The following is a 21385-nucleotide window of genomic DNA, read 5'->3' on the forward strand; positions in this document are numbered from 1 at the left end:
TGGAGGGATGGCTGATGCTCCCTCGACCGCGGTCCTCTTCGACATCGACGGCACCCTCGTCGACTCCAACTACGCGCACGTCGACGCGTGGTGGCGCGCCTTCCGGGCAGCCGGCGAGTCCGTCGACGCCTGGCGGATCCACCGCGAGATCGGCATGGACGCGGGCCGGCTCCTCGAGGAGCTGCTGCCGGACGCCTCGGACGAGGTCCGGAGCACCGCGAAGCAGTTCCACACCGCCTACTACTCGGAGCACATGCCGCAGCTCCGACTGCTGCCCGGTGCGCGCGAGCTGCTCGCCGAGGTGGCCGCCCGTGGGCACGCCGTCGTCCTCGCCACGAGTGCGCCGGAGTCCGAGTTGTCGGTGCTGCGCGAGCTCCTCGACGCGTCCGAGTGGGTGACCGCCGAGACGAGTTCGGAGGACGTGGAGCAGGCGAAGCCCGCACCGGGCATCATCCAGGTCGCGCTCGACAAGGCCGGCGTGGACGCGGAGCACGCCGTGATGGTCGGCGACGCGATGTGGGACGTCGAGTCCTCCGGGAAGGTCGGGCTGCCCTGCGTCGGGGTGATGACCGGCGGGATCGGCGGGGACGAGCTCCGGAACGCCGGGGCCGCCGCCGTGTACGACGACGCCGCGGCCGTGCTGGCTGCGCTCCGGGCCGGCGAGGGCCCGATCGCCGCCCTGCGCTGAGCGCCGTTCCGGCGCGGTCCCGAGCGTCGGCGCTGCCCGAGTCTCGTCGTGAGCGACACCGCTCGCGCCGGATCGGCCGAGCAGTGTCGCCGAGCGCGAGACTCGGGGCGGCAGCGCTGCCTCCGCCCGTGCCAGGATGGACGATCGTGATCACGATCGAGCGCGTCGCCTGGGAGGACCCGCGTGGTGTGGCCCTCCGCGCCACCATGGACGAGGAGATGCACGAGCGCTACGGCGCCGGGCACGCCGACGAGGACCCGGCCGTCACCGCCGAGCGGGACCGCGTGCTGACGGTCGACCCGGCCACCGTGATCACCTCGCTCCTCGCGATCGACGAGGACGGCACGTCACTCGGGCACATCGCCGTCCGTCGGCTCGGCGACGAGGTCGAGCTCAAGCGCCTCATCGTCCTGGCCGCCGCACGTGGCAAGGGCGCGGCGACCGCGCTGCTGTCCGAGGGCGAGCGGGTCGCGCGCGAGGCCGGTGCCGCACGCGTCATCCTGCAGACCGGCGACAAGCAGCCCGAGGCCGTCGCGCTCTACCGCAAGACCGGGTGGGAGCAGATCGACGTGTACGAGCCGTACGCCGCGACCATGCCCTGGTCGTACTGCTTCGCGAAGGCGCTGTAACCCGTCCTCCTGTTGCACTCTCAGCATCAGAGTGCAATTCTTGCTCGGTGAGCACCACCGAACGCACCCGCACGCTGCGACGACGCATGGTCGTCGAGGCACGCCGGTCGACGATCGAACACGGCCTGCACGGCTTCACGATCGAGCAGCTCTGCGAGACCGTCGGCGTCTCCCGCCGCACGTTCTTCAACCACTTCGCGTCGAAGGACGACGCCGTGCTCGGCATCGAGCAGGGCGCGATGGCGGACCTGCTCGAGGCGTACGCCGACGGTTCGCTCGTGCCGACGGACCTCGACCCGCTGGGGTCGATCGTCGCGCTCGCGATCGAGCAGATGCACGTCGTCGGGCTCGACCGCGCCGACGAGGCCCTGGTCCGTCGCGTGTTCGAGGCCGAGCCGCTCATGGTCGCGAAGTTCCTGGCGGCCGCTGACGTCCAGCTCGCCGCCGTCGGCCGGGCCGTGCGGGAGCGCTTCGGGTGGACCGACCCGGACGACCGACGCGCCCAGCTCGTCGCCGAGGCGGCCGCGGGCCTGCTCAAGGTCACCGCGGGCACCTACTTCGACGACGCCTTCGACGAGGCCGCGGGCCCGACGTTCGACGCACTGCTCACCGAGAACCTCCGCCAGCTCAGGGCGGCCATCACCACCACCGGACAGGACCACACCGCATGAGCGCCACCGCGCAGGGCACGAAGCGTGCCCGCCCCGGATCCGACGGGCCGTTGCTGCTGACGCAGCGCCGCATCTGGATCATCTTCTCCGCCCTGATCGCGGGCATGCTGCTGTCGAGCCTCGACCAGACGATCGTCTCCACCGCGATGCCGACCATCGTCGGCGAGCTCGGCGGCGTCGCGCACCAGGCCTGGCTCACCACCGGGTACCTGCTCGCGTCGACGATCGTGATGCCGATCTACGGCAAGTTCGGTGACGTCCTCGGGCGCCGCAACCTGTTCCTCGTCGCGATCGCGCTGTTCACGATCGCCTCCGCCGGGTGCGCCTTCGCCGGCGACTTCACGCAGCTCGTCCTCTTCCGGGCGATGCAGGGCCTCGGCGGCGGTGGGCTGATGATCCTCTCGCAGGCGATCATCGCCGACATCGTGCCCGCCTCGGAGCGCGGCAAGTACCTCGGGCCGCTCGGTGCGATCTTCGGCCTCTCGGCGATCGGTGGTCCCCTGCTCGGTGGGTTCTTCGTCGACCACCTCACCTGGAACTGGGCGTTCTACATCAACATCCCGGTCGGGATCGCGGCGTTCTTCGTCGCCTGGTTCGCGCTGACCCTGCCGACCAAGAAGGCCGAGAAGAAGATCGACGTGCTCGGCGTCGTGCTCATGTCGATCGCGACCACGTGCCTGGTGTTCTTCTCGGAGTTCGGCGGCAGCAAGGACCACGGGTGGGACGCCCTCGAGACCTGGGCGTGGTTCGCCGGCCTGGTCGTCGCCGCGGCGCTGCTCGTGCTGGTCGAGTCCCGCGTCGAGGACCCGGTGCTCCCGATGTCGTTCTTCCGGAACCGCACGTTCCTGCTCGCGACCGGCATCGGCCTGGTGCTCGGCATCGGCATGTTCGCCGCCATCGGCTTCGTCCCGACCTTCCTGCAGATGGCGTCCGGCACGTCGGCCGCGGTCTCCGGCCTGCTCATGCTCCCGATGATGGTCGGTCTCATCGGGACCTCGATCGCGTCCGGCAACCTGATCACCAAGACCGGCCGCTACCGCATGTTCCCGATCATCGGCACCGTGCTCGTGGCGCTGGCCATGCTCGCGATGACGCAGCTCGCCGCGGACACCCCGATCTGGCTGATCTGCGCGTACCTGTTCGTGTTCGGCGCGGGGCTCGGCCTGATCATGCAGGTGGTCGTCCTGGTCGCGCAGAACGCCGTGCCCGCGTCCCAGGTCGGCACCGCGACGTCGACGAACAACTACTTCCGCGAGGTCGGGGCCTCCCTCGGGACCGCCGTCTTCGGCGCCCTGTTCACGGCTCGTCTGACGAGCGCACTGACCGACGTGTTCACCTCGGCCGGCGGGTCGGCCACCGATGCCGCGTCCTCCGCGGGCAGCATCGACCCCGCGACCGTGGCGAAGCTGCCGGAGGCGGTGCAGGACGGCATCGTCAACGCGTACGCCGACTCGCTCGCGCCGGTGTTCTGGTACCTGCTGCCGTTCATCGCGGTCGCGTTCCTGCTCGCCCTGTTCCTGCCGCAGATCACGCTCTCCGACACGGCCGGGATGGTGGCTCGTGGCGAGGCCGTCGGCGGTGCCGAGGCGGACGAGCTCGAGCGGGCCCGGCGCAGCGGTGCGGCCGCTCCTGCATCGCCGGTGGACGCCGAGACGCCGCCGTCGGGACGGGACACCTCCGTCTGACGCGGCGAGCCGCCGGCGCGAGACGTCGGCGTCGGTGCGAGACGCTCCCGACCGGCCGAGACGCCCCCGGAGACGGGGCGTCTCGCCGTGTCCGAGGCGTCCCACGTGTCCTGCGGTGTCCGGCCGCGGCGGGGAGTGCGGCGGGGTGCGTGGCGGGGAGTGCGGCGGGGTGCGTGGCGGACGGGAGGCGCGCTGCGGGCTGGCACCGTGCCTCCCGTCCGGTGGGTCCGTCGTCGGGCGCGGTGCGCGAGTGGTGCGGCAGAACGCCAGTGCGCGCCCGCGAGGGGGCCGACCCCTGTCGCTCGGGCGGAGTGGGCGGGCCGGGTGCGCGGCGGACGGCGCCGCCGCCAGCGCTCTGACGGCGCTCAGCCGCCGGTGCTCGCGCGACGGACCAGGCGCGCGGGGAGCGCGACCGGCTCCGCGGCCGTGCCGTCGAGCGCGGCGAGCAGGCGGAGCGCCGCGGCCCGCCCGAGTTCCGCACCCGGCAGTGCCACGCTCGTCAGGGCCGGCGCCGTCACCGACGACGACGGCAGGTCGTCGAAGCCGGCGACCGCCAGGTCCTCCGGGACCCGGAGCCCCATCGCCCCCGCGACCCGCAGCACGCCGTAGGCGAGCGTGTCCGCGGCGGCCACCACGGCGGTGACGCCGTCCTCGTGCCAGGCCTCGATCGCGTGCTCGGTCGCCGCGGCGGCCGCGTCGACGGTCAGGTCGGCCCGGGCGCCGAGCTCCGACACGGTGATGCCCGCTGCGGCGCACGCCTCGTCGAACATCCGGTGACGGATGCCGAACGTCGCGACGCGGGCGGTGCCGTCGAGGTACGCGACCCGTTCGTGCCCCTGCTCGCGGAGGTGCGCCACGAGCTCGTCGATGCCTGGTGCCAGGTCGTAGTCCACGGTCACCGCGGCGTCGGGGGCGTCGGGGGCGTCGAGCAGGACGACGGGGACGCTCGCGCCGAGGGACTCGCCTGCCGCCGGGGCGTCGACGAGGATGCCCGCGGGGCGCAGCCGCTCGAAGCGCCGGAGGTCGGCAGACGAGGGCTGGGCGCCGCGCTCGGTCACCGAGAGCACGAGCTGGAACCGGTCACCGAGGGTGTCGCGGACACCGCGGATGACCTCGGCGAAGAACGGGTTCGACAGGTCCGGCGCGATGAGGACCACCAGGTCCCCGGTCCCGCGCGCCAGGGAGCTCGCCGCGTGGTCGACGACGTACCCGAGCTCCTCCACGGCGTCGCGCACCCGGGAGGCGATCGGGGCGGAAACGCGGCCCCGGTCCTTGCCGTTCACGACGAGCGAGACCGTCGCGATGCTCGTCCCCGCCCGCTCGGCCACCATCGCCGCGGTCACACGACGGGCCGGCACGGCGGAGGATGGCACCCGTCGAGCCTAGCGACGCAGCCCGGCATGGCGCGTGAGGACCGCTCGGAGTTGACGTCAAGCGCTTGACGTGTTTCGATGTCAAACGCTTGACGCGCCGCGCCGGAGTTGGTTCCTCCACGACGCGGACCCCACCGCGTCAAGCACAGACCTCCCGCCCACCGGGCGGACACCACATCCCCGACGAAGCGGAGCCCCCAGGTGCCTGACGCAACGACGCAGAAGATCATCCTCGACTGCGACCCCGGCCACGACGACGCCGTCGCCATCCTCCTGGCACACGGCAACCCGACGATCGACCTCCTCGCGGTGACGACCGTGGTCGGCAACCAGACCCTGCCGAAGGTCACCCGGAACGCTCTCGCGGTCGCCCGGATCGCCGGCATCACCGGTGTGCCGTTCGCCGCCGGCGCGGACCGCCCCCTGCTCCGCCAGATCGAGGTCGCGCCGGACATCCACGGCGAGAGCGGCCTCGACGGGCCGGTGCTGCCCGAGCCCTCGTTCGACCTCGACGCGCGCCACGCGGTCGACCTCATCATCGACACCGTGATGGCACACGAGCCCGGCACGGTCACCCTCGTGCCGACCGCCGGTCTGACCAACATCGCCCTCGCCGCCCGCAAGGAGCCGCGCATCGTGGAGCGCGTCAAGCAGGTCGTGCTGATGGGCGGCGGCCTGCACGTCGGCAACTGGAGCCCGGTCGCCGAGTTCAACATCGTCATCGACCCCGAGGCAGCCGACATCGTCTTCAGCGCCGGCTGGGACGTCGTCATGGTCGGGCTCGACCTGACCCACCAGGCGCTCGCCACCCCGGAGGTCGCGGCCCGCATCGCCGCCGTCGGCACCGGCCCCGCCGCGTTCGTCGGCGAGCTGCTCGACTTCTTCGGCCAGACGTACAAGGACGCGCAGGGCTTCGACGCCCCGCCCGTCCACGACCCGTGCGCCGTGGCGTACGTCATCGACCCGACGATCGTCCGCGCCGTCAAGGTCCCGATCACCATCGAGACGCACGGCACCCACACCCTCGGCATGACCGTCGCCGACTTCCGCGCCCCCGCGCCGGAGGACTGCCGGACGAGCGCCGCCGTGGAACTCGACCACGAGCGCTTCTGGGACCTCGTCGTCGACGCCCTCGAGCGCATCGGCGAGACCGCCGACACCGGGTGGACGCCCCGTGCAGCGGCAGCGGTGATCGAGGACGCGGACGGCACCGTGACCGCCGTCGGCCAGGAGCGCTGAACGAGATGACCACCACCTCGACGACGAAGTCGACCGCCGCCCTCACCGCTGCCCTGCTCGCGGCGTGCATCGCGTTCCAGCTCAACGCGAGCATGCTCAGCCCGGCCCTGGTCACCATGGCGCGGGAGCTCCGCACCGACGACGCCACGATCGGGCTGTCGCAGACGCTGTTCTTCACCCTCGCGGCGCTGTTCTCGCTGTTCCTGCCGCGCCTGTCCGACATCGTCGGCCGGAAGCGCATGCTGCTCGGCATGCTCGTCGTGATGCTCGTCGGCAGTGTCGTGGCAGCCCTCGCGGTGAACGTGCCGATGCTGTTCGTGGGCCGCATGATCCAGGGCGTCACCGGTCCGGTCGTGCCGATCGGCCTGCTCATCCTGCGCAACGAGATCGCCGACCCGAAGCGCTACGGCGCCGCCCTCGGCCTGCTCACCGCGGTCAACGGCGGCATCGCGGGCGTGGACGCCCTCGCGGGTGGCTGGATCGCGACGCACTTCGGCTTCCGCGGGATCTTCTGGGTGATCGCCGTCGTGACCGTCCTCGCCGCGCTCATGGTCGCCGCGTGGGGCGTCGAGTCGAAGCCCTCGGCCGGCACGCGGATGGACTGGTGGGGCGTGCTGCCCCTGGTCGTGAGCGTCGGCGCGCTGCTCACGGCGTTCAACGAGGCCGGCAAGCTCGCCGCCGCGGACTGGACGCTCGTGGTGGGCGGGATCGTCGTCGCCGTCGTGGCGTTCGGTGTCTTCTGGGCGGTCGAGTCCCGGGTCCGTGAACCCCTCGTCGAGACGCGGTTCCTCAAGCGCCGCGGCACGTGGGCGCTCCTCGTGACGACGCTCCTGACCATGACCGGCGTGTTCGCCGTCGTGAACGGCCTCGTCACGAGCCTCGCGCAGAACGGGGACGTCGGCTTCGGCATGGAGCCGGACCTCGCCTCGTTGGCGTTCCTCACCCCGTACGCGCTGGTCGGCTGGGTCGTCGGCCCGTTCGCCGGTCGGCTCGCCCCGACCCTCGGGTACCGCGCCGTGCTCCGCGTCGGCCTGGTCGGCAGCATCGTCGCGACGCTCGTGATGGCGATCGTCGGCGTGCACTCGCTGCCGGTGCTCGTCGCCGCGACCGTCCTCATCGGCATCACCTACGCCGGCATCGCGAACATCATCCTGAACGGCCTCGGCATCGTGCTCTCGCCGGAGTCGAACCCCGGGTTCCTGCCCGGGCTCAACGCCGGTGCGTTCAACCTCGGCGCCGGCATCAGCTTCGCGATCCTGCCCGCGCTGCAGACCGCGCTCGGCACCGGCGGGTCCGCGGGCACCGCCGGGTACTCCGGTGGCATGCTCCTCGGTGCCGTGATCACCTGCGCGGCACTCGCCACGTCCTTCCTCATCCCGCGCCCGGCCTCGGCCGAGACAGGAGCAGCCGCATGACCGGCATCGTCGTCGTGGGCAGCCTCAACGCGGACCTCGTGGTCCGCACGGAGCGCTTCCCGCAGCCCGGTGAGACCCTGCACGGGTCCGACCTCGCGATCCTGCCCGGAGGCAAGTCCGCCAACCAGGCGGTGGCGGCCGGGAGGCTCGGGGGAACCGTCCGCATGATCGGTGCGGTCGGCGACGACGGCAACGGCACGCTGCTGCGCGAGTCCGTCGCATCGGCGGGCGTCGACACGACGCACGTCGCGGTCCGGCAGGGCGTCGCCACCGGGACGGCCGTCATCACGGTCGACGCCGCGGGCGAGAACACCATCGTGATCTCCGGCGGCGCGAACGCCACACTGACGCCCGGGGACCTGCCCGCCTCGGCGTTCGACGGCGCCGGCGTGCTCGGGCTCTGCCTCGAGGTCTCCCTCGACGTGGTGCTCGCGGCCGCCCGGGCCGGACGTGCCGCCGGAGCCACCGTGCTGACGAACCTGTCCCCGTTCGGCGCCGTGCCGCAGGAGCTGCTCGACCTGACGGACGTGCTGCTCGTCAACGAGCACGAGGCCGCCGCGCTCGGGGACCACGGCGTCGCGCGGTCGATCGTCACCCGTGGCGGGGCGGGCTGCGTGGTGCACGACGGGGACGCCCGACCGGTCGAGGTCGCGGCCGTGCCGGTGACGCCGGTCGACACCACGGGCTGCGGCGACGCGTTCATGGGTGCGGTGGCGCTCCGGCTCGACGCGGGGGACTCCCTCGTCGACGCGGCGCGGGTCGCCGTGGGTGTCGGGGCGTACGCCGCGACGAAGCCGGGCGCCCAGGCGTCCTACCCGACCACGTCGGAACTGGAGTCCTTCCTGCGGACCTGACCCGAGCCTCCCTCCCGCAGAACGCAACCTCGGCGGTTCCTCGCAGCGGAATGTCGCTGCGAGGACGCGCTCCCCTTGCGTGTTGCGGAACTGCGGGACCGCTAGCGTTGGCACCATGCGCGTGGGAGTCCTCGACATCGGGTCCAACACCGGTCATCTGCTCGTGGTGGACGCGCACGGCGGGGCGGCCCCGCTGCCGGCTTCCTCGTTCAAGCAGCCGCTGCGGCTCGCCGAGCACCTCGACGAGTCCGGGGCGGTGACGCCCGAGGGGATCGACGCCCTCACCGCCTTCGTCGCCGACGCCGTCCGGGTCGCCGAGGACCGGGGGTGTGAGGACATGCTCGCGTTCGCGACCTCGGCGGTGCGCGACGCCGTCAACTCGGACGCCGTGCTCGCCCACGTCGAGCGGGAGACCGGCGTCGAGCTCGCCGTCCTGTCCGGTGGGGACGAGGCGCGGCTCACCTTCCTGGCCGTCCGCCGCTGGTTCGGCTGGTCGGCGGGACGACTCGCCGTGTTCGACATCGGCGGTGGGTCCCTCGAGATCGCCGGCGGTGCGGACGAGGCGCCCGACGTCGCCTGGTCGATGCCGATCGGTGCCGCTCGGCTCGCCCGCCAGTACTTCGCCGCGGGCACCCCGAGCGAGGACGACGTGCGCCGCATCCGGCACGAGATCCGCGTCGCGATCGCACGCGACGCCGGGCTGCTGCTCCGCTCGGGTCGGCCGGACCGCGCCGTCGCGACCTCGAAGACCTTCCGCTCGATCGCGCGGATCTGCGGCGCGGCACCGTCGGCGGACGGGCCGCTCGTCCCGCGCGTGCTGGACGGCGCCGAACTCCGACGGCTGCTGCCGTCGCTGCTGACGAAGTCGGTGTCCGAGCTCGCCGCGCTGCCCGGCGTCTCACCGAGCCGAGCGCACCAGGTGGTGCCCGGGGCGCTCGTCGCCGAGGCGTGCCTGGACATCTTCGACCTGCCGGCGCTCGAGATCTGCCCGTGGGCGCTCCGCGAGGGCGTCATCCTCGAGCGGCTCGACCAGCTGTCGGTGCTCGGCTGAGCGCTACCCCTGCCGGCCGGCCCGCGGTGGTGCGAGCAGCCAGGGGCGGATCAGCCCGGTGACGAAGGGCAGCACCCAGAACGTCATGATCGGCGTGAGCACGAGCGTCGTGATCAGCACCCGCGGCAGCACCGCGATCGTGCCGAAGGCCGGGACGAGCCAGCCGACCAGGTAGGTGAACGCCAGGTTCACGGGGAAGAACCCGAGCCAGATGCTCACGGCCTGCTTCCACCGCGGCGGGGCGCTCGATGCGGGGGCGTCCTGCGGGGCGTCGAACCACCCCTCGATCCCGGTGCGCTTCTCGATGCGCGACTCCACCACGAGGTCGCGTCCGAGGTCGAGCCAGCGGAGCCGGTCGTCGGAGTTCTCCCACGTGGCGAGCTGCTCGTGGTCGGCGAAGCGGTAGAGCATGTGCCACTCGCGGCTGGTGGCGTGCGAGCGGACCCACCCGGAGCCGAGGAAGCCCGGGTAGCGGTTCGCCAGGTTCACCCCGGACTGCACCCAGGCGGTGGCGTCGGGGATGCGGTCGGGTTCGACGAGACGGGTGATGGACACGGTGACGGGCGGGCCTGCGGTCACGGATGACGACTGCATGCTCCCTGGCTCTTGTGGAGTCATGGGGACAGTCTCGCGGAGTCGTGTTTCCGACTCGTGACGGCGCAGTAGGTTCGGCACATGAGCGACGTCAGCGGTGCGGCACAGGACACCGAACGCGGCCGGCACGAGACCCCGACCGAGCGGTGGGACCGGAACTGGTCGGACATCCAGCAGGAGCTCCGGATCGTGCAGACGGGCACGCAGATCCTCGCGGGGTTCTTGCTCACCCTGCCGTTCCAGCAGCGGTTCACGATGCTCAGCCCGAGCGAGGAGGTCATCTACCTCGTGCTCGTGGTGCTCGCGGTCGTGATCACCGTCGTCGCGCTGTCGGCTGTGTCCGCACACCGGCTGGTGTTCCGGCAGCGGCAGAAGCACGACCTGGTGCGGGCGGGCAACGCGCTGCTCATCGCGGCGCTCGTGGCGAGTGCGCTGTTGTTCTCCGGGACCGTGTTGTTCGTGTTCGACGTCGTGATCGGCGACCTGGGCGGGGTGGTCGGTGGGGTCGTCGTCTTCGTCGGGACCGCGGCGCTGTGGGTGTCCGTCCCCCTTGCCCTGCGGCGGACGAGGCGCGACGGCTAGCTGGCCTGCTTCTTCGCCGGAGCCTTCTTCGCCGCGGTCTTCCGTGCCGGGGTCTTCTTCGCGGGGGTCTTCTCCGCAGCGGTCTTCGTCGTGGTCGACCCGGACGTCGTGCTCTTCGCCGCCGTCTTCTTCGCGGGTGCACGCTTCGCCGGCGCCTTCTTCGCTGGCGTCTCCTCGGCGGAGGCATCGTCGTCCTCGCCAGCCCGGCCCGACGAGGACCGTGAGCCGGACGACGAACGCGACCCCGAGCCTCCAGAGCGTGACGAGGACCGCGACGAACCCGACGAGCCGGACCGCTTCTTGTCGACGGACGCCCGCAGGGCGGCCATCAGGTCGATGACGTCACCGCCCTCGCCGTCCTCCTCGTCGTCGGACCGCTCGCCGAACGTCTCCGCGGTGTCGACGTCGTCGCCCGCCTCGAGCTTCGCGTCGATGAGCTGCTGCAGCTCCTCCTGGTACGAGTCCGTGTAGCGGTCCGGGTCGAAGTCCGTCGACATGCTCTCGACGAGCGACGACGACATCTTCAACTCGTTCGCGCTGACCTTGACGGACGCGTCCAGGCTCGTGAAGTCGGCGGCCCTGACCTCGTCGCCCCAGAGGAGCCCCTGCAGCAGGATGACGTCGTCGTTCACCCGCAGCACGCCGAGCCGGGTCTTCTGCCTGAGGGTGAACTGCACGATCGCCAGACGGTCGGTCTTCGCCAGGGTCTCGCGGAGCAGCACGTAGGCCTTCGGGGAGCGGGAGTCCGGCTCGAGGTAGTACGACTTCTCGAACATCTTGGGGTCGACCTGGTCGACCGGCACGAACTCGAGCACCTCGATCTCGTGCGACTGCTCCTGGGGCAGCTGCTTGAAGTCGTCGGCGGTCAGCACGACGGTCTTGTCGCCGTCGTCGTAGGCGCGCTGGATGTCGGCGTACTCGACCTCGTGGCCGAACTCGCAGACGCGCTTGTACCGGATCCTGCCCTTGTCGTCGTCGTGGACCTGGTGCAGGGACACGTCGTGGGTCTCGGTCGCCGCGTACACCTTGATGGGCACGTTGACGAGCCCGAACGCGATGGAGCCCTTCCAGATCGACCTCATGGGCACATGATGCCCGCGGCACCGCCGAAGGGCCCTCAGTTCCGAGCGGATCGGGAGGTGTGCGCCACGCAGGAGCGGCGTATCGTGCCGCCCATGACGGGGGAACACGACACGACGAGCGCGACGACGACGGACACCGACCGGATCGGTGCGGCGGGGTGGTGGCAGCTCGTCGCCCTGGTGGTCGGTGGGGCTGTCGGGCCAGCGGTGTTCTTCGTGCTGCAACCGGGGCCGGTCCCGTGGGTCGCGGTGGTCGTGCTCGGTCTCGCGCTGGCGGTCGTGCTCCCCGCGCTGCAGGTCTGGTCCTGGGCGCGCCGGGGCGGCCGGGCGGCGATCGTGACGACCCGGCGGTGGGTGGACGAGGGACGCGTGCCGTCCGACGTCCCGGACACGGTCTGGCGTCCCCGCGTGCAGCGGTGGGCGGCGGAGGCCCGGCAGCGACGGACGAGCGGGTTCGTGTTCGTCGGTCTGGCCGCCCTGTGGGCGGTCCTGGCGGCCTGGGGCTCCGCCGGCGACTGGGGCGTCGCCGCGGTCTGGGCAGTGCTGGGGGTCGCCACGCTGGTGCAGGGCCGCGGCGACCGACGCGGCGCGGAACAGCTGCTCGCCGCCCCGCGGACCGGCGTCTCCTGAACCGGCACGCCGTCCGGACGAGCACCATGGGCCCATGAGCCAGCTCGACAAGCAGGACCCGCGAGACCAGTACGCCCGGCCGCCGTTCCCGCCGCAGACCCAGCAGGGGTCCGGGCTGGCGAGCGCCATGGATCCCGCACCCGACCACGGCGAGACGAGCTACCTCGGCACCGGCCGCATGCGCGGGTACCGGGTGCTCGTGACCGGGGCCGACTCGGGCATCGGCCGCGCCGCCGCGATCGCGATGGCCAAGGAGGGCGCGGACGTCGCGCTGAACGCCCTGCCCGAGGAACGCGAGGACCTGGAGCAGGTCCGCGACGTCGTCGGCGACCTCGGGCGGAAGGCGGTCCTGCTCCCGGGCGACCTGACCGACGAGGGGTTCTGCGACGCACTCGTCCGCGACGCGGTCAGCGAGCTCGGGGGACTCGACGCCCTCGTCCTCGTCGCGGGCCACCAGCAGGTGCACGAGGACGTCACCCAGCAGTCCACCGAGGACTTCGACCGCACGATGAAGGTCAACCTCTACTCGCTGTTCTGGCTCGTCCGCGCGGCCGTCCCGCACATGGCGCCCGGCAGCGCGATCGTCACGACGAGCTCGGTCTCCGCCTGGCAGCCCCAGGACCGGATGATCGACTACGCGGCCACGAAGTCCGCGATCATCACCTACACGAACGGGCTGGCCCGACAGCTCGCCGCGAAGGGGATCCGCGCGAACACGGTCGTGCCCGGCCCGGTGTGGACCCCGCTGCAACCGATCAGCTACCCCGGCGACGAGATCGCCGCGTACGGTCAGGACACCCCCTTCGGGCGACCGGCGCAGCCCGTCGAGCTCGGCAGCGCCTACGTGTACCTGGCCGGTCCGGAGTCGTCCTACACCTCCGGCAGCACCCTCACCGTGGCGGGAGCGACCGGGGTCGCGCTGTGAGTCCGGTCGCGCGGAAGACCACGGTCCTGGTCGGTGACCGGCGGATCGCGCTGACGAACACCGACAAGGTGCTCTACCCGGGGACCGGGACGACCAAGGGGCAGGTCATCGCGTACTACGAGCGGGTCGCACCGTGGATGATCCCGCACGTGAAGGACCGTCCGGTGACGCGGAAGCGCTGGGCGAACGGCGTCGACGGGAAGGTCTTCTTCGAGAAGAACCTGCCCGACTCCGCCCCCGACTGGGTCCGTCACCACACCATCGCGCACAAGGAGCACGACACCGAGTACCCGATCGTCGACGACCTGCCGACCCTGGTCTGGATGGCGCAGCAGGCGGCGCTCGAACTGCACGTCCCGCAGTGGCGCTTCGGTCCGCGCGGGGGGCAGCAGCACCCGGACCGGATCGTGCTCGACCTGGACCCCGGCGAGGGCGTCGGACTCCGCGAGTGCGTCGAGGTCGCCGTCGCCGCGCGCGAACTCCTCCAGGGCATGGGGCTCGACCCGTACCCGGTGACGAGCGGGTCGAAGGGCATCCACCTGTACGCGGGCCTCGACGGTCGCGTGACGACCGCCCAGGTGTCGGACGTCGCGCACGAACTCGCGAAGGCGCTCGAACAGGACCTGCCCGACCTGGTCCTGTCGTCGATGAGCCGGGCGGAGCGCACGGGCAAGGTCTTCGTCGACTGGTCGCAGAACAACGGCAACAAGACGACGATCGCCCCGTACTCGCTGCGCGGCCGTGACCGGCCGACGGTCGCGGCACCGCGCACCTGGGACGAGCTCGGTCAGCGCGGGCTCGCCCAGCTCACCATGGACGAGGTGCTGGACCGCCTGGAGGCGCACGGCGACCTCCTGCACCCGGTCGCCTCCGCCGCGCTGTCGGTCGGGAGGCCCGACTCCGGTCACTGGGACAGTGACCGGACCCAGCGTGCGAACGACGCGGAACGGCCGGGTCGCGACCGCCTCGCGACCTACCGCGCGAAGCGCGACCCGTCGAGGACGCCGGAGCCGGTGCCGGTGGACGCGCCGAGCGTACGGGAGGACGGCACGCCGACGTTCGTGATCCAGGAGCACCACGCCACCCGTGACCACTACGACTTCCGGCTCGAGCACGACGGCGTCCTCGTGAGCTGGGCGCTGCCGAAGGGCGAACCGACGGACCCGGGGAAGAACCACCTCGCGGTGATGACCGAGGACCACCCGCTCGAGTACGGCGGCTTCGAGGGCACGATCCCGGTGGGTGAGTACGGCGGGGGCACGGTCACCATCTGGGACGACGGCACCTACGAACTCGAGAAGTGGCGCGAGGGCGAGGAGGTCATCGTGACGTTGCACGGCCGGACGAACGGCGTGCGGCGGCTCGCGCTCCTGCACACCCGCGGGCGGGGGAAGGGGCGTGACGGCGACGAGAAGAACTGGCTGATCCACCGCACGAAGGACCAACCCGACCGCCTCGCCGACGCAGGCGGCGGGACGGGGGCGGGCGGCGCCTCCCGGCCGTCCGCGGCCACGGCACGCGCCGAGCGGAAGCGCATCGACGCGGCTGCACCGTCGGCGACAGCGCCCACGGACCGCCGGACCATGCAGGCGACGCTCGCCAGCGGTGCGCTGCGACTCGACCCGGCGGACTGGGCGTTCGAGATGAAGTGGGACGGGATCCGTGCCCTCGCGACGGTGCGTGACGGCCGGGTCACGCTGCGGAGCCGCAACGACAACGACCTCACCGACCAGTACCCCGAGCTGCAGGAACTCGGCGAGCGGGCCGGCGTCGACGGCGTGTACGACGGCGAGGTCGTGGCGCTCGACGAGCGCGGACGGCCGTCGTTCCAGCTGCTGCAGGACCGGATGGGGGTGACGAAGCCGCGCGAGGTCGAGGCGGCACGGCGGCGCACGCCCGTCCACCTGCTGCTGTTCGACGTGCTCGAGGCCGACGGGCACGACCTGACCCGGCTCGGGTACACGGCGCGGCGGGAGGCGCTCACGACGGTCGTGGAGCCCGGCGGCGCGATCGAGGTCCCGCCGGAGGCGGACGGTGACCTCGACCGGGCGGTGGCGGACTCGGCGGAGCGGGGGCTCGAGGGCGTCGTGGCGAAGAAGCGCTCGTCGCGGTACGCCGAGGGCCGACGGTCCGAGGCCTGGCTCAAGGTGAAGCACCACGCCTCGCAGGAGGTCGTCGTCGGCGGGTGGCGGCCGGGCAACGGGCGTCGAGCGGGCGGGATCGGCTCGCTGCTCCTCGGCGTCCCCGGGCCGGACGGGCTCGAGTACGTCGGTCGGGTGGGTACCGGGTTCCGCGACCGCGACCTCGACGAGATCGCGGAGGTGCTCGGGAAGGCCGAGCGGGCGACGTCCCCGTTCGTCGACGTCCCTCGACCCGACGCCCGCGATGCGCACTGGGTGCGTCCGACCCGCGTGGGCGAGGTCGAGTTCGCCGAGTGGACGGCGGACGGCCGGCTGCGGCAGCCGTCGTGGCGGGGGTGGCGGCCCGACAAGGACCCCGGGGACGTGGTCCGCGAGTCCTGAAGCAGTCCGGCTCCGCGGTGGGGTCGCCGGCGTCCGTCCGCCGGGAGGGCGACACGACGGACCGCCCGGGAGCATCGTGCTCCCGGGCGGTCCGTCGTGCGTCGTGCGTGGGCGGTCAGGCCGCCGGTGCGGGCCCGTCCGCCGGGGCGCCACCGTCCGCTGCGGGCAGGTCCTCGTCGACGAGTTGCTCCTGCTCGGGCAGGTCGACCGCTGCCGCTGCCGCCTTGGCCTCGTCGATGGACTCCTGCGACCGTCGGAGGAGGTCGTCGTCTGCTGCGTGATCCGTCATGCCGGCGAGGCTACGCGGGTGCGCCTGTGCCGGTGTCGTGCCGTCGCACCGGCTCGGTCGGGTGCGGCGGGACCCGCGGCTCGAAGTCGACCGCGGAGGTCGGGGCCGGGGTCGTCGGCATCGCCGGGGCAGCTGGCTCGTCCATCGCGTCCGCCGCGTCGAGGACGGCCCGCGTCGCGGCCGCCGCCGTACGGAGCGCCTCGGCGAGGGGCGTCGCCCGGTGCACCGGGGTACGGACCTCGACACCCCAGGGCTGGTCGAACCCGAGGCCGCGGACCACGCGGACGAGTCCGGGGAGGTCCCACGCCCCGGCGCCGGGCAGGTGCCGGGCGGTCCGGGACTCCTCGGCCAGGGTCAGGCCGCTCGGTGTGTGCAGCAGCCCGTCGCTCAGCTCGACGGCCGCGAGCACGGTGGGGGAGACCCCCTGGACCACGGACGCGAGCGTCGAACCACCGCGCAGGGTGTGCATGGCGTCGAGCAGCAGGCCGCCGTTCGGGTGCCCGGCAGCGGCGACGAAGCGCGACGCGCGTTCGATCGTCGGGATGTTGGACCACGGCTCCGGTTCGAGCACGAGCTGTGCGCCGACCTGCTCGGCCTGCGCGGCGAGGGCCACCCAGTCCGCCACCATCGACGCCGGTGAGGTCGGCGACACCCCCGAGTCGGCACGCACCACGACCTGCCAGGCGCTGAGCGTCGCGGCGGCCTCGAGCACGACCCCGCGGTCGGCGTCGTCGTCCGTCGAGTGCCCGTCGTGCGTCCACCACCGGTCGAGCGGCCCGAGCTGGACCCAGACGATCCCGGCTCGGTCGAGCACGCGACGCAGCGCCGCGAACCCGGTCGTCGCCCGCACCTCGTGGAGGTCGTCGAGCGACAGCGACAGCCCGGCGAACCCGGCGTCCCCGACGGCTCGGACCCGTTCGGCGACCGGTCCGGTGCCCGCCCAGGTCCAGGACGTCGCGAGCAGGTCGTGTTCCTGCACGGCGCACCTCCTCGGTCCGGACACGATCACGTCCCCGACGCGCTCGGCGTCGAGCGCACTCGCCGTGTCCCGGTGGTTCGACGTCCGTCGTCCCCTGACGTCAGGACCGTTGTACGCCCCGGGGCTCCGGGCACTCACAGCCGGCCCGGAGTGCGGGCACCTCGGCCGACGGGCGGCTCAGAGGATGCGGGTGTGCACGGACCCGACGCCGTCGATCGTGCCGGTGACGACGTCACCACGGTGCAGCGGACCGACGCCGTCGGGCGTCCCGGTGAGCAGCAGGTCGCCGGGCGCGAGGGCGACCCACCGGGAGAGCTCCGCGACGGTCTCGGCGACCGACCAGATCTGGTCGGCCAGGTCACCGGACTGCCGGAGGGCGCCGATGTGGTCCGTCGCGGCCGCGACGCGGAGTTCGACGGCGCCGGAGGTGGGGTCCACCTCCGCTGCCGGCACGAGCGTGCCGATCGGGGCCGACGCGTCGAAGCCCTTCGCCAGGTCCCACGGTCGGCCGAGCCGCTTCGCCTCGGCCTGCAGGTCCCGGCGGGTCAGGTCGAGCCCGACGCCGTACCCCCAGACCAGGTCGAGCGCGTGGTCGACCGGGACGTCCGAGCCGCCGCGTCCGAGGGCGACGACGAGCTCGACCTCGTGCTCGAGCCGCTCGGTGCCGGGCGGGTAGGGGGTGTCGGCACCGTCGGTGACCAGGGCGCACGCCGGCTTCGTGAAGAAGAACGGCGGCTCGCGGTCCGGGTCGTGACCCATCTCGCGGGCGTGCGCGGCGTAGTTGCGTCCGACGCAGTACACGCGCCGGACGGGGAAGCGCCCGCCGGTCGAGGTCGGCAGCGTGACGAGGTCCGGGGCGGGGATGACGAGGTCCTGCACGGGTCCAGCCTGGCACGGTCAGCTCTCGGCGAGCGAGGCCTCTTCGCGCAGGTCCTGCACCTTGTCGGTACGCGCGCGCTCCTGGCGTTCGCGCCACTCCTGCCGGAGGTCCGCCAGGAACTCGGGCCGGCCGTCCTCGTGCATGAGCGGACCGTAGTGCGGGTCCGCGAGCAGCGAGGCGAAGGCGCGCTCCACCCTGGTCAGCCGTTGCTTGAAGGCGCGGTCGGACTCGTCGGTGATCATCTGGATCGTCCTCCTTCTCCGGCGTCATCGGTCGGGCTGGCACTCCGTCGACGCCCTCGTTCTGTTCGCTCGAGCTCGGTCAGGACCCACTCGTCGTCCGCGGTCACCCACGACCGGGTCGTGAGCGCGTGGGTCATGAACGCGGCAGCGTCATGGTCGGCGGGATCGCCGGAGAGCGCCCGCTCGACCACCCTCGACCAACGTTGCCACCACAGGTCGCGGTGCACCGAGAACTCTGTATTCCGCCGCATCCGCCGCCCCTCGACCACCGTCACGACGACGCTCACGGCTGCGACGACCGCTCCCGCGATCGCGACCAGCGCGCTCACCCACCCGACCTGCATGGCCCGAGCCTCGCAGCACAGGACCGGCCACGCGGCGGGCGTGACCGGTCCTGTGGAGGGTGCGTCGCGCCTCCCGGCTGTGCAGGAGGACGCGGCCAGCGTCAGTTGCCGGGGGCTGCGCCCTCGGTCTCGCCCGCTCCCGGGTCGCCGCCGGTCCCGCCGGAGGCCGGCTCGTCCTGGGGCCAGCCCTGGAACTCCCACCCGGACAGCGACGGGTGGTCCTCGCCCCTCGTGTAGGCGAAGGTGCGCGCGGCCTCGCGTGCCTCGGTCAGCTTCGCGAGCAGGTCGGCGTGCGCCGTGGCGTCGACGCGGGTCAGGGCATCGTGCGCGAGCGCGAACCGGTCCATCTCGTTGCGCATGAGCATGTCGAACGGCGACGTCGTGGTGCCCTGCTCGAGGAACCCGTGCACGTGCAGGTCGTCGTGCCCGTGACGGCGGTACGTCAGGTTGTGCACGAGCGACGGGTAGCCGTGGAAGGCGAACACCGCCGGGGTGCCGGGCAGGAAGACCTCGTCGTAGCGCTCGTCGCTGACCGGGTGCTCGTGCTTCCGCGGGTCGCCGAGCGACAGCAGGTCGACGACGTTGACGAACCGCACGCCCACGTCGGGGGCGTGCTTCCGGATGATGTCCGCCGCGGCGACGGCCTCGACCGTCGGCACGTCGCCGGCGCTCGCGAGCACGACGTCCGCGCGGCCCACCGTCTGTTCGGTGCCCGCCCAGTCCCACACGCCGAGGCCGGCCTCGGCGTGGGCGACCGCGTCCTCGAGCGACAGGAACACCGGCTCGGGGTGCTTCCCGGCGACGATCACCTCGATCCGGTCGGTGGTCTCGAACGCGTGCGCAGCGACGGCGAGCAGGGTGTTCGCGTCCGCCGGCAGCTTGATGCGGACGAGGTCCTGCTGCTTCGAGGCGACGACGTCGAGGAACCCGGGGTCCTGGTGGGAGAACCCGTTGTGGTCCTGCCGCCACACGTGCGACGACAGCAGGATCGACAGGTTCGACACGGGTGCGCGCCAGTCGATGTCGGTCGACGACTCGAGCCACTTGGCGTACTGCCCGACCATCGAGTCGATGATGTGTGCGAACGCCTCGTAGGTGTTGAGCAGCCCGTGCCGGCCGGTCAGGACGTAGCCCTCGAGCATGCCCTCGAGCAGGTGCTCGGACAGGACCTCGATCACACGACCACGGGCACCGAGGTGCTCGTCACCGGCGGCACGGCGGGCTCGCCAGACGCGGGACGTGACGTCGAACACCGCGTCGAGCTTGTTCGAGATCGTCTCGTCGGGACCGAACAGACGGAAGGTCGACGCGTTCCGCGACGTCAGCTCGGCGAGCCAGGGGCCGAGGGTCGCGGTCGAGCTGGCGTCCTCGCCGACCGGCACCGCGTACGGCTCGAGCGGCGGTCGGTCGAGCGCGGTGCGGATCCGGCCGCCGTTCGCGTGCGGCGTCGCACTCATGCGGTGCTCGCCCTGCGGCCGGATCGTCGTGAGGATGCCGGTGGGCTGCCCGTCGGCGTCGAAGAGCTCGTCCGGCCGGTAGGACCGCATCCACTCCTCGAGCTCCTCGCGGTGCCCGGCGTCCTCGCGCACGGCGGGCAGCGGCACCTGGTGGGCGCGGAAGGTGCCCTCGACGCGCTCGCCGTCGACCTCCTGCGGGCCGGTCCAGCCCTTCGGGGTGCGGAGCACGATCATCGGCCACCGGGGACGGAGGTCGGCGGCCCCGGCTGGCTGCCCCTCGGCGGCGCGCTGCGCCTGGGCGCGGGCGGCTGCCTGGATGTCGTCGATGGTGGCGAGCGCCCGGCGCAGCGCACCGTCGAACAGCGCGTGCACCGCGAACGGGTCGTGGTCGACCCGCGCGGAGTCGACGACGATGGGCTCGTACCCGAGACCACGGAAGTAGGCCGTGAGGTCCTCGTCGGGGATGCGGGCGAGGATCGTCGGGTTCGCGATCTTCCACCCGTTCAGGTTGAGGATCGGCAGGACGGCTCCGTCGGACACCGGGTCGAGGAACGTGTGCGCCTGCCATGATCCGGAGAGCGGACCGGTCTCGGCCTCGCCGTCGCCGACCACGCACGCGACGACGAGGTCCGGGTTGTCGAGCGCCGCTCCGTACGCGTGGGCGAGGGAGTAGCCGAGCTCACCGCCCTCGTTGATCGAGCCGGGCGTCTCCGGGGCGGCGTGTGACGGGATGCCGCCGGGGAACGAGAACTGCCGGAAGAACTTCCGCAGCCCCGCGGGGTCCGGCGTGATGTCGGGGTACAGCTCACCCCAGGTGCCCTCGAGGTACGCGTTCGCGTTCATCGCCGGGCCGCCGTGTCCGGGACCGCACACGTACAGCAGGTCGCGGTCGGTCTCGGCGATGAGCGCGTTGCAGTGGGCGTACACGAGGTTGAGCGCGGGCGAGGTCCCCCAGTGCCCGAGCAGCCGCGGCTTCACGTCGTCCGGGTCGATCGGACGGGTGAGCAGTGGGTTGTCGAGGAGGTAGATCTGCCCGACGGTGAGGTAGTTCGCGGCACGCCACCAGGCGTCGATCGCCCGGATCCGGTCGGTGCTCGGGATGTGTGCGGGGGCCATGCCCCCACGGTACGGAGCAGGTGACCGGCGTTCCCCAGGAACACGTTCCAAACCGATCGGGCGAGGGTGTCGAATCCCTTGCATCAACCGGGAAACACCCGGAGCGCTCACCAGCCGCAGGTAGCTGGTTCTCCACCC

The 21385-nt window shown here is 72.5% G+C and carries 21 protein-coding genes; 12 read left to right on the forward strand and 9 right to left on the reverse strand.

Annotation, left to right across the window (positions count from 1 at the left end):
* Positions 1–7 precede the first annotated feature (7 nt).
* The 4 genes from QUG93_RS15670 (at position 8) to QUG93_RS15685 (ending at position 3673) form a co-directional block, all read left to right on the forward strand.
* On the forward strand, positions 8–688 hold the full coding sequence (locus QUG93_RS15670; protein ID WP_289475511.1) for an HAD family hydrolase: 681 nt from the start codon (positions 8–10) through the stop codon (positions 686–688).
* 146 nt (positions 689–834) lie between these two features.
* Positions 835–1317, forward strand: a complete 483-nt coding sequence (locus QUG93_RS15675; protein WP_289475512.1) for a GNAT family N-acetyltransferase — start codon at positions 835–837, stop codon at positions 1315–1317.
* 47 nt (positions 1318–1364) lie between these two features.
* Positions 1365–1988: a TetR/AcrR family transcriptional regulator gene (locus QUG93_RS15680; RefSeq protein WP_289475514.1), complete on the forward strand. Its 624-nt coding sequence runs from the start codon at positions 1365–1367 to the stop codon at positions 1986–1988.
* Positions 1985–3673: an MDR family MFS transporter gene (locus tag QUG93_RS15685; protein ID WP_289475516.1), complete on the forward strand. Its 1689-nt coding sequence runs from the start codon at positions 1985–1987 to the stop codon at positions 3671–3673. The genes QUG93_RS15680 and QUG93_RS15685 overlap by 4 nt, the downstream gene beginning before the upstream one ends.
* Positions 3674–4038: 365 nt before the next feature.
* On the opposite strand, the gene QUG93_RS15690 is transcribed toward QUG93_RS15685, so the two are convergent.
* The gene (locus tag QUG93_RS15690) at positions 4039–5046 is read right to left on the reverse strand and encodes a LacI family DNA-binding transcriptional regulator (RefSeq protein ID WP_289475518.1); all 1008 of its coding nucleotides are present in this window, start codon (positions 5044–5046) and stop codon (positions 4039–4041) included.
* A gap of 201 nt (positions 5047–5247) precedes the next feature.
* On the opposite strand from QUG93_RS15690, the gene uriH reads away from it, so the two are divergent.
* From uriH to QUG93_RS15710, 4 genes are all read left to right on the forward strand, one after another.
* Positions 5248–6285: a uridine-preferring nucleoside hydrolase UriH gene (gene uriH / locus QUG93_RS15695; protein ID WP_289475520.1), complete on the forward strand. Its 1038-nt coding sequence runs from the start codon at positions 5248–5250 to the stop codon at positions 6283–6285.
* A 5-nt stretch (positions 6286–6290) separates the two neighbouring features.
* Entirely contained in the window at positions 6291–7700 is a 1410-nt protein-coding gene (gene uriT / locus QUG93_RS15700; RefSeq protein WP_289475522.1) for a uridine transporter UriT, read from the forward strand.
* A complete protein-coding gene (locus QUG93_RS15705; protein ID WP_289475526.1) occupies positions 7697–8554 on the forward strand; it encodes a ribokinase in 858 nt (285 codons plus the stop codon). Before uriT ends, QUG93_RS15705 begins: the two co-directional genes overlap by 4 nt.
* Before the next feature lie 115 nt (positions 8555–8669).
* Entirely contained in the window at positions 8670–9605 is a 936-nt protein-coding gene (locus QUG93_RS15710; protein WP_289475528.1) for a Ppx/GppA family phosphatase, read from the forward strand.
* Positions 9606–9608: 3 nt separating this feature from the next.
* Here QUG93_RS15710 and QUG93_RS15715 read toward each other — a convergent pair whose 3' ends face one another.
* Complete coding sequence (locus QUG93_RS15715; RefSeq protein WP_289475530.1) at positions 9609–10199, reverse strand: putative antibiotic biosynthesis monooxygenase; 591 nt, start codon at positions 10197–10199, stop codon at positions 9609–9611.
* 81 nt (positions 10200–10280) lie between these two features.
* Here QUG93_RS15715 and QUG93_RS15720 point away from each other — a divergent pair, with 81 nt between their 5' ends.
* Positions 10281–10781, forward strand: a complete 501-nt coding sequence (locus QUG93_RS15720) for a DUF6328 family protein (protein WP_289475532.1) — start codon at positions 10281–10283, stop codon at positions 10779–10781.
* Here QUG93_RS15720 and ku read toward each other — a convergent pair.
* Positions 10778–11863 (reverse strand): non-homologous end joining protein Ku, encoded by a 1086-nt coding sequence (ku, locus tag QUG93_RS15725; protein ID WP_289475533.1) that lies wholly within the window; start codon positions 11861–11863, stop codon positions 10778–10780. The two genes, QUG93_RS15720 and ku, sit on opposite strands and share 4 nt — an antisense overlap.
* 93 nt (positions 11864–11956) lie before the next feature.
* Here ku and QUG93_RS15730 point away from each other — a divergent pair, with 93 nt between their 5' ends.
* The 3 genes from QUG93_RS15730 to QUG93_RS15740 are packed head-to-tail and all read left to right on the forward strand — an operon-like array spanning position 11957 to position 15940.
* A complete protein-coding gene (locus tag QUG93_RS15730) occupies positions 11957–12493 on the forward strand; it encodes a hypothetical protein (protein WP_289475535.1) in 537 nt (178 codons plus the stop codon).
* A gap of 34 nt (positions 12494–12527) precedes the next feature.
* Positions 12528–13418 (forward strand): SDR family oxidoreductase, encoded by an 891-nt coding sequence (locus QUG93_RS15735; RefSeq protein WP_289475537.1) that lies wholly within the window; start codon positions 12528–12530, stop codon positions 13416–13418.
* Positions 13415–15940, forward strand: a complete 2526-nt coding sequence (locus QUG93_RS15740; protein WP_289475539.1) for an ATP-dependent DNA ligase — start codon at positions 13415–13417, stop codon at positions 15938–15940. Before QUG93_RS15735 ends, QUG93_RS15740 begins: the two co-directional genes overlap by 4 nt.
* Before the next feature lie 115 nt (positions 15941–16055).
* Here the strand turns inward: QUG93_RS15740 and QUG93_RS15745 are convergent, their stop codons facing one another.
* From QUG93_RS15745 to QUG93_RS15770, 6 genes are all read right to left on the reverse strand, one after another.
* Positions 16056–16229: a hypothetical protein gene (locus QUG93_RS15745; RefSeq protein ID WP_289475540.1), complete on the reverse strand. Its 174-nt coding sequence runs from the start codon at positions 16227–16229 to the stop codon at positions 16056–16058.
* A gap of 10 nt (positions 16230–16239) precedes the next feature.
* Complete coding sequence (locus QUG93_RS15750; protein ID WP_289475541.1) at positions 16240–17208, reverse strand: sugar phosphate isomerase/epimerase family protein; 969 nt, start codon at positions 17206–17208, stop codon at positions 16240–16242.
* 177 nt (positions 17209–17385) lie between these two features.
* On the reverse strand, positions 17386–18087 hold the full coding sequence (locus QUG93_RS15755; RefSeq protein ID WP_289475542.1) for a fumarylacetoacetate hydrolase family protein: 702 nt from the start codon (positions 18085–18087) through the stop codon (positions 17386–17388).
* A gap of 18 nt (positions 18088–18105) precedes the next feature.
* Positions 18106–18330 carry a hypothetical protein gene (locus QUG93_RS15760; RefSeq protein WP_289475543.1) on the reverse strand — a complete coding sequence of 75 codons (225 nt, stop codon included), beginning with the start codon at positions 18328–18330 and terminating at the stop codon, positions 18106–18108.
* Positions 18327–18674, reverse strand: coding sequence for a hypothetical protein (locus QUG93_RS15765; RefSeq protein ID WP_289475545.1), 348 nt, complete (start codon positions 18672–18674; stop codon positions 18327–18329). The genes QUG93_RS15760 and QUG93_RS15765 overlap by 4 nt, the downstream gene beginning before the upstream one ends.
* 101 nt (positions 18675–18775) lie before the next feature.
* Positions 18776–21247, reverse strand: coding sequence for a phosphoketolase family protein (locus tag QUG93_RS15770; RefSeq protein ID WP_289475547.1), 2472 nt, complete (start codon positions 21245–21247; stop codon positions 18776–18778).
* Positions 21248–21385: the final 138 nt, after the last annotated feature.

Origin of the sequence: Curtobacterium caseinilyticum (assembly GCF_030363035.1) — a bacterium.
Taxonomy (GTDB): domain Bacteria; phylum Actinomycetota; class Actinomycetes; order Actinomycetales; family Microbacteriaceae; genus Curtobacterium; species Curtobacterium caseinilyticum.